This window comes from Bradyrhizobium sp. Ken51, from assembly GCF_055807435.1.
This window is the reverse complement of record NZ_JBVVPB010000003.1, coordinates 446,096-460,573: the sequence shown is the minus strand read 5'-3', so window position 1 is coordinate 460,573 and position 14,478 is coordinate 446,096. Positions and strand designations below refer to the sequence as shown.

Sequence of the window (14,478 nt, the reverse complement as noted above, 5' to 3'; positions counted from 1 at the left end):
TCATCCGGCCATCAGCTGTCAAACATGATCACGCTGCGCAGCGTCTTGCCGGCCTTCATGTTGGCAAAACCTTCGTTGATCTCGGAAAGCTTCAGTTTCGCGGAGATCCAGTCCTCCAGATGCAGCCGGCCGCGCAGGTAGAAATCCACCAGTCGCGGCATGTCGACGCGAAAATGGTTCGAGCCCATCGATGAGCCCTGGATCCTGCGTTCACGCAGGAAGTCGAAGCCATGCAGCTCGATCTTCTGGCCGAACGGAATCATGCCGACGATGGTGGCCGTGCCGCCCGAGGCGAGCATGCCGAAGGCCTGCTCGGCGGTCTCCTTGCGGCCGAGCACCTCGAAGGAATGATGCACGCCGCCATTGGTGAGATCGCGCACCTGCTTCACGACGTCGCCGTCGGCGGGGTTGATGATGTCGGTCGCGCCCAGCTTGGTCGCGAGCTGGAGCTTGGCCGGATTGGTGTCGATGGCGATGATGCGGCCGGCGCCCGCGATCTGCGCGCCGTTGATCGCGGCCATGCCGACGCCGCCGCACCCGATCACGGCCACGGTCTCGCCGGCCGTTACCTTTGCCGTGTTCACGACCGCGCCGTAGCCGGTGATGACGCCGCAGCCGATCAGCGCGGCGAGATCGAGCGGCATCTCCTTGCGGATTTTGACGATCGCGTTCTCGTGCACCAGCATCTGTTCGGCGAAGGACGACAGGTTGAGGAACTGATGCAGCTTCTCGGAGCGGGTCCATTGCATCCGATTGGAAGCCCCCGGCAGCAGTTTTACCGTGGTGTCGGTGCAGAGCACCGTCCGGCCCGTGGTGCAATTGTCGCAGGTGCCGCAGAACACCGAAAGACAGGTGACGACATGATCGCCGGGCTTCACATAAGTCACGTCGGAGCCGACCTGCTCGACGACACCGGCGGACTCGTGCCCGAGCACCGCGGGCAGCGGATGCGGATAAAGACCTTCCATGAAGTGCAGATCGGAGTGGCAGAGACCTGCGACCGAGGTCCGGATCAGGACTTCGCGCGGGCCGGGCTTCGGCAGGCTGACATCCTCGATGACCAGGGGCTTGTTGACTTCATGGAGGACGGCGGCCTTCATCGAGCACTCCCTATCGCTTTTCTTGCTTGAACGCGGGTGCAGCCTACGCTGCCAGGACCAGTTCGCCAACCTCGCTCATGCCGGCATCACGATCGCCGAGCAGCAGCGCGGCGATCTTCTGCTGCACGGCATTTTCCGTCAGCCGGAACGGATCGCTCGGCGACACCCGGTGATCGATGACGAGCCGCGACAACAACAGCCTTCGCGCATCGCCACGCATGTCGTGAATACGATGTGCCTCCCAGGCGAGCGCGACGGCACTGGCGACATGATAGAGCAGGCTGGTGGCGCGGCGCGCATCGGCCTCATTGTCGGCCTTCCCTGCGACCTCGCGTGCGAAGCCGACCGCGCGATCGGTGAGGGTGTGCAGCCGGTCGCGCCAGGCCTGCGGCACCGAGGGGCTGTCATCGAGGCGGGCGTGCAGATCGGCGGCGAGCGCGGATTCGGCGCCGTGGCGGCCGACCGCGCGCCTCAGCGCATCGATCGCGACGATGTTGCCGGTGCCTTCCCAGACCGAGCCGAGATGCGCGTCGCGCAGCAGGCGAGCGGTCGCGAATTCCTCGATATAGCCGATGCCGCCGCGCATCTCGAGCGCATCACCGCACACTTTTCTCGCATCGCGCGTGGCGCGGAATTTCAGCGTGGGGGTCAGGATGCGCAGCAGCGCGGCCGCGTCCTGGCTGCCGGCCTCGGCGCGGTCGAGCGCGTCCGCGGCGAGAAAGCTCATCGACAACGCCTGCTCGACCGGCAGCATGATCTTCAGCATCTGGCGCCGGCCCAGCGGCAGGTCGATGATGCGGTTGCCGAACACCACGCGGTTTTTCGCCACCGTCATCGCGTCATGGTAGGCCCGCCGCATCAGCGCGGTGGATTTGACGCCATTTGAAAGCCGCGACGAGTTCACCATTTCGGCCATCTGCACGAAGCCGCGGTCGAGCTTGCCAACCGCATAGGCGATCGCGCCTTCAAGCTTGATCTCACCCGAAGCCATCGAGCGCGTGCCGAGCTTGTCCTTCAGACGCACGATCCGGTAGTGGTTCTGCGAACCGTCGTCGAGGAAGCGCGGCATCAGGAACAGACCGACACCGCGCGTGCCGGGGCCGGCGCCTTCGGGGCGCGCCAGCAGCATTACGACTTTTGCGTCGGCGTTGGAGCAGAACCATTTTTCGCCGGTGAGGCGCCAATGGTCGCCTTCCTGCACGGCCGTCGTGGTCAGCGTGCCGACGTCGGAGCCGCCTTCCTTCTCAGTCATGAACTGGCCGCCCTGGGTCAGCTTGCTCATGTCGGTCTGGGTCAGGCCATCCAGATATTTTGCCTTCAGTTCGTCACTTCCGAAATTCGCGAGCAGCTTGGCGCAGCCATCGGTGACGTTGATCGGGCAGCCCATGCCGAATTCGGTCTGGTTGAACAGGAAGGTGAACGCGTGCTTGGCGACGACGGGATATTTGTCCGGCCAGCCCATGATGCCCTTGCGGATCGAGAGCGCGTGGATGCCGAACTCGCCAAAGGCTGCCTTCTCCAGCTCGCGATAGGCCGGGTGGTATTCGATCCACTGCACGTCGCGGCCGAACTTGTCGCGCTGGTGCAGCACCGGCGTGTGCCGGTCGGCAAGCCGCGCGCAGTCGTCGAGCGTGCCACCGGCGAGTTCACCGAGGCGATCGAGATGCGGCTCGATGTGGCGGAATAGCGTCTCCGGCAGATGAATGCGCAGAAGATCGGTGAGGGCCTGATCGCCGCGGTAGAAATTCATGCCGGTGGTATCGGGAGCCAGCAGTCCGGATGGTGCGGCCGCGACCTGTTTTGCCTGCGCGGGGGCCGGCTTGTGCATGATCGTCCTCTTTGTTTCCGCCTTGCGGTCATTTTGCGCTGATTTGGCGCTTGCCGCTTGAGATGATGTCGATCATGCTCCAGTCGCGAAAGCGGATAAAGCCGCAAATTGTCAGGGAGGCATGATCGCCGCGTGGGAGCAATTCGCTCTGCGGAATTGTGATCGACCCGGCTGGTTGTCCGTGCGGACCGTGCATAGATCAGCGGCTTCCCGTCTCCGAGAGATCACGTCATGGAACACCCGAAATACAAAATCGCTCTCATCGTCGGCGCCGGCGAAGGCCTGAGCGCCTCGCTGGCGCGGCTGTTGTCCGCCCAGGGCATCCGCGTCGCACTGGCCGCGCGAAAAATCGAGAAGCTCGGCGCGCTCTGCAGCGAGACCGGCGCCAAGGCCTATGCCTGCAACGCCACCGACCCTGATGAGGTCGAGCGCCTGTTCGGGCTGGTCGAGCGCGAGATCGGCACGCCCGATTTGGTCGTCTATAACGCCAGCGGCCGCGCGCGCGGGCCGTTCGTCGATCTCGTTCCGGCCGACGTGGCGCAGGCGATCGCGGTCAGCGCCTATGGCGGCTTCCTGGTGGCGCAGCAAGCGGCTAGGCGCATGCTGCCGAACCAGCACGGCGCGATCCTGTTCACCGGCGCTTCGGCAAGCGTCAAGGGCTATGCACAGTCCGCACCGTTCGCGATGGGCAAGTTCGCACTGCGCGGGCTGGCGCAGAGCATGGCGCGCGAATTGTCGCCGCAAGGCATCCATGTCGCACATTTCGTGATCGATGGCGGCATCAGGAGCGCAGCGCGCACGGAAGCGCCGGAGAAGCCGGATTCGATGCTCGATCCCGATGCCATCGCGGCGAGCTACTGGAACGTGCTGCAGCAGCCGCGCAGCGCCTGGAGCTGGGAGCTGGAGCTGCGGCCTTGGGTGGAGAAGTTTTGAAGGCAAGCTGCCGTAGGGTGGGCAAAGGCGCATAGCGCCGTGCCCACCATCAACGACGAAACAGCAATTGGTGGGCACGCTTCGCTTTGCCCACCCTACAAGGGCGGGAATCATGACCACGGACACCATCATCGATACCGGCACCAGTGAACTTCTCTGCGTGATCCGCGATCGCGTCGCATTGATCACGCTGAACCGGCCGGAGGCGCGCAACTCGCTGTCAGACGCCCTGACCCCGGCGCTACGCACGATGATTCGCACCTGCGGCGAGAACCCCGATGTCGGCGCGCTGCTGATCACCGGCGCGGGCGAAGCGTTCTGCGCCGGTGGCAACGTCAAGGGCATGGGCGCACATCGCGACCCCAAGAAGCTGGAGATCTCGCTGGAAGATCGCATCGCCGATCTCCAGGAGCGGCAGCGCCTGCTCACCGGCGCGCTGGTGTCGGTGCGCAAGCCGACCATCGCGGCGCTGCCGGGGCCGGCGGTCGGCGCGGGGCTCGCCATCGCCATGGCGTGCGACATCCGCATCGCCGCGCAATCGGCCTTCGTCGCCACCGGCTATGCGCGCATTGCGCTCAGCGGTGATTATGGCATCGCGTGGCTGTTGACGCGCCTCGTCGGCACCGCGCGGGCGCGCGAGCTGCTGTTCACCGGCGATCGGGTCGATGCTGCAAGGTGCGAGGCCATCGGCCTCGTCAACCGCGTGGTGCCCGATGACGAATTGCAGGCGGAGGCCTTCGCCCTGGCAAAGTCCTTGGCTGGAGGTCCGCGCCTCGCGCTGCGCTACATGAAGGATAATCTCGACGAGGCCCTGCTGTTCGACTTCGAAACCGCGCGCGACCACGAGGCCGAACGTCTGGTCCGCCTGACCGCAACCGCCGATCACAGGGAAGCGGTGCAGGCCTTCATCGAGAAGCGCAAGGCGGTGTTCACGGGGAAGTAGCGGCGAAAAAAATGCCCGGCTCTGGTTTTCGCCAGGCCGGGCTCGAGTGGTGTCAGGCCGAGGCTGAGGGGCTATCGGCCTGACGGGAAAGAGCGACGAGACGCCAGCTCGCGCAGGGAATGTCTTTCGGTGCGACGGAGATCTCCTTGTCGAAGCGCACCAGCTTCCAATCGTCGGGATGTTTGACGAAGGCGCAGCCCGATTTGCGCGCGAGCGAGATCATGGACGCGTTGGAGCGTAGCGTGTCGCCGAACATGTGGTCGGCGCCAAGCGCGGCCGCGCGGCATTCAAGATTCTTCATGAGCACGGTGGCGATGCCGTGGCCCTGCCAGCGATCGGCAACCGACAGGCCGAATTCAAGCGTCTCAGTTTCGGCATGCAGTGCGTAGCGCGCTTCGGCGACGATGGTCTCGAAGCCGTCCACCATCATGGTCGCGACCACGGTAAAACGTTCGCGCTCGCCGACCTGAAGGAATTCCTGGAGGAGGCCCTGCGGCAGTTCGCTGATCGCACCGAAGAAGCGGTTGTAGCGGGAGCGCGTCGAGAGCGAGCGAAAATAGTGCTGGAGCTCCTCGGTGTCGCCCGGCTCGACGAAGCGCACGCGCAGCGCCTCGCCGTGTCGCGTGCGCAGCGTGTCCGAATACTGCTTCAAATCTTCCAGGCGAAGGCTGCTCATGACACCGCGCCCCCAAGGGGACCAAAGGGAAAAGGGACCGCCGGCGCCCCACAGTCAGGCGGCGCCGGCCTGGCGGCCAATCAGGCCCGCCAGAAGGGTTTGTCGGCCTCGTAGGCCACATCGCTCCAGGACAGCCCGACGTCCTGAAGGTCACGCGCGGACCAGTTGGTGAGCTCACGCCGGGTCCGGTAGCGCTCGTGCCAGACGTGAAGGGTCTCGCCGATCTGGTGGATCAAGCCGGGCGCATGATGATTTGTCATCGAATTCTGGGTCAAAGTAGACATTGTCAGCTCCTGGAGCTAAGTTGACCGCTAATATCTGCTTCCTGGTGCACTGCGACAAACGACAATTTGTACTCTTTCGCATGAAATAACGTCATGTATCCTGCTGCCAGATGACTGCCAGATTGCCCTCTCTGAATGGATTGCGGGCCTTTGAGGCTGCCGCGCGCCATCTCAGCTTCACGCTGGCCGCGTCCGAGCTGAACGTGACCCAGACCGCGATCAGCCATCAGATCCGCAGGCTGGAGGAGGAGCTCGGCATCCGCCTGTTCGTCCGGCAGAACCGCGCGCTGGCGCTGACGCCGGAAGCGCGCGACTATCTGCCGGGCGTCCGTGCCGCCTTCAACGACCTCCGCCTTGCCACCGATCGGCTGCTGCGCAAGGACGACGACAAGGTGCTGACGGTTTCGACGTTGGCCTCGCTCGCCGCAAAATGGCTGCTGCCGCGGCTGACCGATTTCCAGGAGCACCATCCCGGCATCGACGTTCGCATCACCACCTCGACCGGCCTCGTCGACTTCCAGCGCGACAATGTCGATGCCGCGATCCGCTACGGGCGCGGCCAGTGGCCGGGCTTGCGCGCCGACTGGCTGATGGCAGACGAGCTGTTTCCGGTGTGCAGCCCGTCTCTCCTCCGCGGCGACAAGCCGTTGCGCTGTCCGGAGGACCTAAAGAGCCACATGCTGCTGCACACCTCCAACGCCAACAGCGACGACTGGCGGCTGTGGTTGACCGCGGCAGGTCAGCCGGCCGACATCGCCAGGCAGCCCGGCATCACCTTCGACATGATCTTCATGACCATCCAGGCCGCGATCGACGGCATCGGCGTGGCGATGGGGCGGACCTCCTACGTCCAGGACGACATCGTCAAGGGCCGGCTCGTGGTTCCCTTCAAGATCGCGCTGCCGGCCGATGCCGGCTTCTACCTGGTCGCGCCGGAGGGCCGCCGCGAGGCGCCGAAGCTCGCCGCATTCCGCGATTGGATGATCACTGCAACGCAGAATAAAGCCTGAGATCGTGCCGGCGCATGTCCGGCCACCTGCTTCTCGCTACAACTCCACCACGACGTAATCGCTCTCGACCTTCACCGCGACAGTCTCGGCGACATACGGCCCCTTCACAACGCTCGCACCCGGCTCGACATGAGCCGGATAGGCCTTCACGCGGAAGCGGCGGGGGTCGCAATAGGACTGGCCGGTGCGGATGTCGAACTCCCAGCCATGCCATGGGCAGCGAATGATTTCGCCGAGCTTGGTGTATTCGATCTCGCCGGGATCCGTCGATTGCGCGAGCCCGATGAGCGGCCCCTCGCACAGCGCCGCGCCCTGATGCGGGCAGCGGTTCATCAGGCCGAAATATTCACCCTTGATGTTGAAGATTGCGATCGGCCGTCCGTCGATCTCCAGAAATTTTCGCGTGCCGGGCGGAAGCTCGTCGACCGCGGCAATCACATGCCGCGCCATCAAGCGATCCCGTACAGGTTCTTCGCATTCCCGAGATAGAACGCCTCGCGGTTGTCGTCGCTGACGCCCGCGGGCAGCACGCGCGACGGCTCGTCGTAATCCCAGTGCGGATAGTCGGTCGCGAACAGCAGCCGGTCCCAGCCGATCCACTTGATGACGTCGAACAGATCCTCGCGCCGCTCCGGATCCTCCATCGGCTGCGTCGTCCACCACACCTGCTCGCGGATATATTCGGACGGCGGCCGTTTGACATGCGGCACCTCGCTCCGCAGCCGCTGCCAGACCTTGTCGAGCCGCCACGCCAGTGACGGCGCCCAGCCGAAGCCGGCCTCGATCATCACCATCTTCAATTTCGGGAAGCGCTCGAACACGCCCTCCAGCACGAGGCTCGCGAGCGCCGATTGCTGGCACTGCGAATGGCCGACCATCTCCTCGATGTAATAGGAAGGCCAGCCCGACGGCGTGATCGGGTTGCCGCCGAAACCAAAGGCGTGGACGCCGACGGGCAGGCCGGCCTCTTCCGCGGCCTGATAGATCGGCCAGTAGCGGCGCTGGCCGAGCGGCTCGACATTGCGGCTGAGCAGCAGCACCTGCACGAAATTCTTGTCGCCGGCGCGTTCGCGGATTTCGGCGGCGGCCGACAGGCCGTCCTCATTGCCGACGACGATGGACGCCTTCAGCCGCTTGTCCTTGCTGGTCCATTTGTCGATCTGCCAGTCGTTGATCGCCGAGCACAAGGCGGCCGAGAGCTCGTGATTGCGGATGCCCTGTCCGGTGTTGAGGGGATTGAGCACGCCGAGCTGCACGTTGTGGGGATCGAGCAGCTGCTTCTGCATGAAGGATAGCGATGAGCCCTGCGGCCCGCCTTCCGGCGGATAGGCGTCGCGGCGCGAGGCGTTGGGCTGGGCCTTCGGATAGGGTGGACCTTCCATCATGCCCTGATAGGCATGGACGCCGTAGACTTCGAGATGATGCTGCCAGCGTTTGGCGAGGTAAGGATAGAGCTCGGCGCGGGTCGCGCGTGCCGGATGGATGTCGCAGTCCGCAATTGCGGTTTTGACCGTCAGTGGGGAAGCGGCTTCGGAGCTTTCGCGGAACTGAATATTCATCGCCTTGCCTCCTTTGGCAGCGGCTAAGTCAGGCGGGGATAGGTCGCATGCGGATTATCGATCATGATCTTGCGCACGAGATCGGGGGTGAGACCTGCGGGCAGCGCCTCCTGGCCGTCGAACTGCCAGTGCGGATAGTCGGTGGAGAATAGGACTAATTCGTCCGACTGCATATGATCAAACAGGCGAATTAATGTCGCCTCGTCCGGCGGCGCGTCGAATGGCTGCAACGAGAAGCGGATGTTGCTGCGCACAATCTCCAGCGGCGCGCGATCAACCCACGGCGTCTCCATCCGCACGCCCCGCCAGAACTTGTGAAGGCGCCAGAGAAAGGGCGAGATCCAGGACACGCCTGATTCCAGCATCACCATCTTCAGCCGCGGATATTTGGCGAATACGCCCTCGACGATCAGGCTGGTGAGCTGGGTCTGGAACGCCTGGGCCTGACCGGCATAATCCTCGATGTGGTAGGAACCCCAGCCCACGGCGGTCGGCGGATTGTGATAGGCGGAACCGGCGTGAATGCCGATCGGCAGGTCCAGCCGTTCTGCTGCCTCGTAGATCGGCCATAGCGCGCGCTTGCCGAGCGGCGTATCGCCCATCACCAGCATCAGCACCTGCACGAAGCGTCGATCCGCCGCACAGCGCTCGATCTCGGCGACGGCCTTCTCGACGCTTTGGGTGGGGATCACGATGGAGCCGCGCAGCCGCTGATCGCGATCGAGCCATTCTTTCGTGAGCCACTCGTTCAAAGCGCGGCAGAAGGCGGCCTGCAGATCCTCGGAAAACACCATCTGCACGCCGTAGAGCGGATTGCAGATGGCATGCGAGAGCTGAAAGGGATCGAGCACATGGCGCTGCATGTCCGCAAGGCTCTCGCCCGGCTTGCCGCTTCCGGGGCGCCAGTCGGGCCGCGCCGTGATCGGCGAGTTTTGCGGGTAGGATTGCGAGATGAGATCGACCATGCCGCGCGTCGTCACCTGATCGCGCCAATAGTCGTTCAGGTACGGCAGCAGGCTGGTCAGATGCGGCACGGCCGGATGCACATCGCAATCCACCCCGCCGGCGATCAGGGACGCCATGACGTGTCCTTCGCGTTTCCTCGTCGCGCCTTCTCGGGCAGCGCTTGGCCGCTCCGCCTTGCCGCCATTCAAGCAGGCCTGCCCGTTGCCTGCAACTCGGCCAAGGGCGCTGTCATATGCTAGAAAGGCCGAGCTCGGTTGCGAAGGAATAAGGGGTCAACGAATGAAAGAGCTCGTCGGCATTGCGGAACAGGTTGCAGCGAAGCTGATCGCGCGCAAACAGACCATTGCCGTGGCGGAATCCTCGACCGGCGGCCTGATCTCGGCCAGCCTTCTCGCGGTGCCCGGCGCGTCCGCCTATTTCCTCAGCGGCGCCGTGGTCTACACCCGCGATGCCAGGCGCGTGCTGATGGATATTTCAGACGAAGGAATGAAGGGCTTTCGTTCCTCGTCGGAGCCCTACGCGCAACTGCTGGCCGAGCGGATGCGCGGCCGTTTCAACTGCGATTGGGGCCTGTCCGAGACCGGCGCGTCCGGTCCGACCGGCAATCGCTACGGCGATGCGGCGGGCCATAGCTGCATGGCGGTCGCCGGGCCCGCAGTTGAGGTGATGACGCTGGAGACGGGCAGCAACGACCGCTTGGCCAATATGCAGACCTTTGCGGCGACAGCGCTGAAATTGCTGCTGAAGAATCTGGAGCGGTGAGCTCGCGGCCTCCCGAATATCTGGCTGTCCCGGAGAATGTGTGGTGTGACGCGCTCTTTACCGCGACACGTGCGCCGACACAGCCAGCCACGTCTCGCCTCCCTTCGCCCAGCAATCGGTATAGCGCCCGGTGGCCTGCTGGCCGTCCGCATTGGTGTAGCTCGTCCCCGCGTGGATGATGGCGAAATCGCCCATGATGCGGATGATGACGTCGTGCTCCCTGAGATTCCGGATCGCAATCGGCCGCGCCGTCTGCTTCAGGAAGGCCTCGCGATCGACCAGCGTCTTGTCGGGATTGGAGCAGTAGAACTCCCGCGCCAAAATTTCGTCGAAGCGCTTGACGTCGCAATTCTGCACGGAGGCGACATAGTCGCGGTTGAGCGCGGTGAGCTGTTCGAGGTCGTTGCTCATGAGATTTCCCTCAGTCATTGAACAAGGGCGGCGGCACGAACCCGCCGAACTCGCGTTCGATCAGCTCGGCGAGCTTCAGCGGCGTGCGGTCCTCGAGGAAGGGCCCGATGATTTGCACGCCGACCGGGAGGCCCTCCTTCGACAGACCGAGCGGAACAGCCGTTGCCGGCAGGCCCGTCAGCGTGGCGATGCCGGGCCACGCAAGCTGGTCCGGATAGGCAAAGTCCTTGCCATCAATATTGATCCGGCGCTCTTCCTGCTCCGGCGAATGATCATGCGGATAGGCTGGGGTCGGCATGATCGGGCAGATCACCGCATCGAATGTCCTGAACAGGTGTCGCCATTGCGCGCGCAGGCCGGCCCGAGCGCCTTCGTCGAACACCCAGGCCTGATGTGTGCTGGTCATGCCGCGCAGCCGCTCGGCAGCAAGGCTCTTGTCCTCAGGCGAGAGCTGCGCTGCTCCGGCACGCGCGCCGGCGAGAATGTCCGGCGGAAGGAAGGCGCCGAGAAAACCCATCAGCATGCGCATGTAGAGGCGAGAGGCATCCGTGAAGTCGGGAAACAGCGGGCTTTCGCGCGTGATGCTCGCACCTGCGCGCGACAATTGGTCCGCCAGCTTCTCGATGGCGCCGCGAATGTCGGCATTCGCAGGCAGCAACGGATGGCTGTCGATCACCAGCACGCGAAAATCCTTCAGCGCGCGGTGTCGCGCCTCCGGCAGCGCGAGCTTGTATCCTACGCCCAGGTCCAGATGATCGGGGCCTGCAATCACGTCCAGGAGCAGGGGCAGATCGACTGCGCTGCGCGCCATCGGACCGATCACCGCCATATCGCGCTCCATCGGGATGGCAGGAAATGGCGGCGGCGTATGGCCGCGTGTTGGACAGAGATTGTAGGTCGGCTTGTGCGCATAGACCCCGCAATGGAAGGCGGGCACGCGCAACGAGCCGCCGATGTCCGACCCTAGCGAGAGTGGTCCGTAGCCTGCCGCGAGCGCCGCAGACGAGCCGCCCGACGAGCCACCCGGCGTGCGGCCGAGATCGAATGGATTGTTGGTCGTGCCGTAGATCTCGTTGTAGCTCTGCCAATCCGCCAAACCCACGGGCACGTTGGTCTTGCCGAGGATGACGCCACCGGCACCCTTCACCCGGGCGATGGACAGCGCGTCCTCCGCCGGCTTGAAGTCTTTCTGCAGCGTCCAGCCCCAGGTCGTGGGCAGGCCGGCGACGTTGTAGGATTCCTTCACCGTGATGGGGAGGCCGAGCAGCGGCTTCCGCTCGCCGCGCGCCAACGCGGCGTCCGCCTCGCGTGCGGCGTCGAGCGCGCGGTCGAAATCCCGGACGCAGATCGCGTTGACCTTGCCGTCGTGCCGTTCGATTCGGTCGATCGCATCCTGCGTGAGCTCGACCGCGGAAACCTTCTTGGCCGTCAGTGCCGCCGACAGCGCGACCGCGCTCTTGAAGCTCCATTCGGATTTGGCCATGGCGCATCTCCTGTTCTTCTTGTCCTCGAACAATGATGCGCAGTTTGGCCCAGCACCGCAATCGCCGTTTGATCGCGATTGACATGTGAGCAAGACGGAACGCGGTGAGCCAAGCAACCACTCGCAGTCATCGCCCGGCTTGACCGGGCGATCCAGTATTCCACCGGCGCCGATCGGACACGGAGAGGTCGCGGCGTACTGGATGCTGCGCCCTCGCGGGGCATGACACCGAGAGTGAGGCTGTTACGCCGCTCCGATCAATATCCCCACGGCGAGCACGATCGCGCCACCAAGCACGATCTGGAATACGGCCTGCAGGAACGGCGTGTCCATGTAGCGCGCGCGGATAAAGGCGATCGCCCACAATTCGAAGAACACGACGATTCCGGCGATTCCGGTCGCGATCCAGAAGGCGTTGGCCCAGCTATCGGGCACGAGATACGGCAAGGTATGTCCAAGCCCGCCGAGCGTCGTCATCAAGCCGCAGGTGAGACCGCGGAGCCAGGGCGAACCGCGACCGGTCAGCGAGCCGTCGTCGGACAGCGCCTCCGCAAAACCCATGCTGATGCCGGCACCGATCGAGGCGGCGAGGCCGACCAGAAACGTCTGCCAATTCTGATGCGTGGCGAAGGCAGCCGCAAACAGCGGCGCCAGCGTCGAAACCGAGCCGTCCATCAGGCCGGCGAGACCTGGCTGCACATATTGCAGCACGAACATGCGCCGGTTGGTGCGGTCTTCCTCCGCGCGCACGTCTGAACTCAGGATCTGGTCGGTCAGCTTCGCGGCCACCTCTTCGTGGCCTTTCTCGGCTTCGGCCAGATCGCCGAGCAGGCGGCGCACGCCGACATCCTGCGCCTGCTCAGCCGCCTTCACGTAGAAGCGCTCGGCCTGCAATTCCATCGTCTCGACTTCCCGTCGGATGGTGTCGAGCGGCAGGTTCTTGGTGAGCCAGACCGGACGGCGGCGCAGGAAGCCTTTGACGTCCTCGCGGCGGATCGGGGGCAAATGCGGACCGAAGCGCTGCTCATACATTTCCAGCAGCATGTGACGATGGCCGCGCTCTTCCTCGGCCATCTGCTCGAAGATCTTGGCGGAGTCCGGATAGCGCTCCTTCAAGTCTTCGGCGAAGCTCATATAGATGCGGCTGTCCTCCTCCTCGGAGGAAATTGCGACCGCAAGCACCTCGCGCTCGGTCAGATCGGCAAAATTCTTCACGGCGGCCCTGTCTCACTAGTTTAGAATAATTCTAAAATATATAGGGCGGCGGGGTTCCAGGGTCAAATCACGCCGCGGCTCTTCGCCAGGAAATCGAGCAGCAGGCGGCTTACCTCGGCCGGCTGCTCCTGTTGCACCCAGTGACCGGCGCCGTCGACGAGGTGGCAGCCGAGCAACTTCGTGCAGGCCCGCGCCTGCATGGCCTCGAACACGCCCGGACGCTGATAAGTGCCCCAATCCTGCTTGCCCGAGACGAAGCAGGAGGGGACATCGATGGTGCGGCCGGCCAACAATTGGAGCTGGCTGTTGAATGCGCCCGATGTGCCGCAGCGGTACCATTGCAGGCCGCCCTGGAATCCGGTGCGGTCATATTCGGCGCTGTAGTAGGCGAGCTCGCGGTCGGGCAGCCATTGATTGGCGGCGATCGCGGCCGGCGAGGGCATCTCTTTCGCGACCGTCTCGGCCATGGTCTCGTTCAGGTCCATCACATAATAGGTCGGCAGCTTCGCCAGCTCGTTTGCCGACCAGGATTTCAGCGGATATGGCTTGTTGTCGGTCCAGTCCGCACCCTTGTGATGATAGTAGGCGCGCAGGAAATCATGCACGCCTTGCGGCGCACGGTGCATATCGGCATTGGCCGGGCGTGTCGCATAGTACCACTGATAATGCTTGCGCGGACGCGGCAAGGCGGCGAGCTCGCGATGCACGGGGTCTTCAACCGGTGGTTTTGCCGGCGCGTCGACCGTATTGAACGGCAGTGGCGGCGCTCCGCCGAACGGCGCGCTCATCATCGCCACCGAACGAAACACGTCGGGCCGCATCAGCGCGCACCAGGCCGCGACCGGGCTGCCGAAATCATGTCCGACCACATCGACCTGCCTGTAGCCGAACGCTGACACCAGCCCGAGCGCATCCCGCACCAGGTTGAAGAGCGAAAAGGGCGCGAGGTCGCCGTCGTAATCCGCGCTCCATCCCGTCGTCCGGCCATAACCGCGCTGGTCCGGCGCGATCACGTGATAGCCGGCCGAGCTGAGCGCCGGCATCACCTTGCGCCAGGAGAAGGCGAGCTCCGGAAAGCCGTGCAGCAGCAGGATGCAGGGCCGCCCCTTGGTCTCGAAGCCGGCCTCCAGCACATGGATGCGCAGGCCGTTGATGTCGTCGACATAGCGTGAGCGGATGCCAGCAGGGAGCGGGATGTCGGGGAGGTCGGTCATGTTTGTTTCCTCGTCATGGTCCGGCGAAGCGCGTCTCTCCAAAATCCCGGCCATCCACGTTCTTCGTTGCGGTTGATTGTAAGAACGTGGATGC

The 14,478-nt window shown here is 64.3% G+C and carries 15 protein-coding genes; 4 read left to right on the top strand and 11 right to left on the bottom strand.

What is annotated here, in order from left to right; translation table 11 throughout:
• Positions 1 to 11 precede the first annotated feature (11 nt).
• Together AC0L27_RS09215 and AC0L27_RS09210 are read right to left on the bottom strand one after the other, a co-directional pair.
• The gene (locus AC0L27_RS09215) at positions 12 to 1,100 is read right to left on the bottom strand and encodes a Zn-dependent alcohol dehydrogenase (RefSeq protein WP_354207704.1); all 1,089 of its coding nucleotides are present in this window, start codon (positions 1,098 to 1,100) and stop codon (positions 12 to 14) included.
• A 43-nt stretch (positions 1,101 to 1,143) separates the two neighbouring features.
• A complete protein-coding gene (locus AC0L27_RS09210) occupies positions 1,144 to 2,928 on the bottom strand; it encodes an acyl-CoA dehydrogenase family protein (RefSeq protein ID WP_354207706.1) in 1,785 nt (594 codons plus the stop codon).
• 231 nt (positions 2,929 to 3,159) lie between these two features.
• Here AC0L27_RS09210 and AC0L27_RS09205 point away from each other — a divergent pair, with 231 nt between their 5' ends.
• Together AC0L27_RS09205 and AC0L27_RS09200 are read left to right on the top strand one after the other, a co-directional pair.
• On the top strand, positions 3,160 to 3,861 hold the full coding sequence (locus AC0L27_RS09205; RefSeq protein WP_354060942.1) for an SDR family NAD(P)-dependent oxidoreductase: 702 nt from the start codon (positions 3,160 to 3,162) through the stop codon (positions 3,859 to 3,861).
• A gap of 112 nt (positions 3,862 to 3,973) precedes the next feature.
• Positions 3,974 to 4,804, top strand: a complete 831-nt coding sequence (locus AC0L27_RS09200) for an enoyl-CoA hydratase (protein ID WP_354207708.1) — start codon at positions 3,974 to 3,976, stop codon at positions 4,802 to 4,804.
• A 52-nt stretch (positions 4,805 to 4,856) separates the two neighbouring features.
• Here the strand turns inward: AC0L27_RS09200 and AC0L27_RS09195 are convergent, their stop codons facing one another.
• Positions 4,857 to 5,480, bottom strand: coding sequence for a GNAT family N-acetyltransferase (locus tag AC0L27_RS09195; protein ID WP_354207710.1), 624 nt, complete (start codon positions 5,478 to 5,480; stop codon positions 4,857 to 4,859).
• A gap of 80 nt (positions 5,481 to 5,560) precedes the next feature.
• Positions 5,561 to 5,764: a DUF1127 domain-containing protein gene (locus tag AC0L27_RS09190; protein ID WP_007599575.1), complete on the bottom strand. Its 204-nt coding sequence runs from the start codon at positions 5,762 to 5,764 to the stop codon at positions 5,561 to 5,563.
• A gap of 110 nt (positions 5,765 to 5,874) precedes the next feature.
• Here AC0L27_RS09190 and AC0L27_RS09185 point away from each other — a divergent pair, with 110 nt between their 5' ends.
• Complete coding sequence (locus AC0L27_RS09185) at positions 5,875 to 6,774, top strand: transcriptional regulator GcvA (RefSeq protein WP_354207712.1); 900 nt, start codon at positions 5,875 to 5,877, stop codon at positions 6,772 to 6,774.
• A gap of 36 nt (positions 6,775 to 6,810) precedes the next feature.
• Here the strand turns inward: AC0L27_RS09185 and AC0L27_RS09180 are convergent, their stop codons facing one another.
• The 3 genes from AC0L27_RS09180 to AC0L27_RS09170 are packed head-to-tail and all read right to left on the bottom strand — an operon-like array spanning position 6,811 to position 9,415.
• On the bottom strand, positions 6,811 to 7,224 hold the full coding sequence (locus AC0L27_RS09180; RefSeq protein ID WP_354060950.1) for a Rieske (2Fe-2S) protein: 414 nt from the start codon (positions 7,222 to 7,224) through the stop codon (positions 6,811 to 6,813).
• Positions 7,224 to 8,333, bottom strand: a complete 1,110-nt coding sequence (locus AC0L27_RS09175) for an amidohydrolase family protein (protein WP_354207715.1) — start codon at positions 8,331 to 8,333, stop codon at positions 7,224 to 7,226. The genes AC0L27_RS09180 and AC0L27_RS09175 overlap by 1 nt, the downstream gene beginning before the upstream one ends.
• 23 nt (positions 8,334 to 8,356) lie before the next feature.
• Positions 8,357 to 9,415 (bottom strand): amidohydrolase family protein, encoded by a 1,059-nt coding sequence (locus AC0L27_RS09170; protein ID WP_354060954.1) that lies wholly within the window; start codon positions 9,413 to 9,415, stop codon positions 8,357 to 8,359.
• Between the two features lie 163 nt (positions 9,416 to 9,578).
• On the opposite strand from AC0L27_RS09170, the gene AC0L27_RS09165 reads away from it, so the two are divergent.
• Positions 9,579 to 10,061 (top strand): CinA family protein, encoded by a 483-nt coding sequence (locus AC0L27_RS09165; protein WP_354207717.1) that lies wholly within the window; start codon positions 9,579 to 9,581, stop codon positions 10,059 to 10,061.
• 57 nt (positions 10,062 to 10,118) lie between these two features.
• On the opposite strand, the gene AC0L27_RS09160 is transcribed toward AC0L27_RS09165, so the two are convergent.
• The 4 genes from AC0L27_RS09160 to AC0L27_RS09145 form a co-directional block, all read right to left on the bottom strand.
• Positions 10,119 to 10,472, bottom strand: a complete 354-nt coding sequence (locus AC0L27_RS09160) for a nuclear transport factor 2 family protein (protein ID WP_354207719.1) — start codon at positions 10,470 to 10,472, stop codon at positions 10,119 to 10,121.
• Between the two features lie 10 nt (positions 10,473 to 10,482).
• Entirely contained in the window at positions 10,483 to 11,955 is a 1,473-nt protein-coding gene (locus tag AC0L27_RS09155) for an amidase (RefSeq protein ID WP_354207721.1), read from the bottom strand.
• 243 nt (positions 11,956 to 12,198) lie between these two features.
• Positions 12,199 to 13,170, bottom strand: coding sequence for an iron exporter MbfA (gene mbfA, locus AC0L27_RS09150; protein ID WP_219682962.1), 972 nt, complete (start codon positions 13,168 to 13,170; stop codon positions 12,199 to 12,201).
• A gap of 62 nt (positions 13,171 to 13,232) precedes the next feature.
• The gene (locus tag AC0L27_RS09145) at positions 13,233 to 14,384 is read right to left on the bottom strand and encodes an alpha/beta hydrolase (RefSeq protein WP_354207723.1); all 1,152 of its coding nucleotides are present in this window, start codon (positions 14,382 to 14,384) and stop codon (positions 13,233 to 13,235) included.
• Between the last annotated feature and the right edge of the window lie 94 nt (positions 14,385 to 14,478).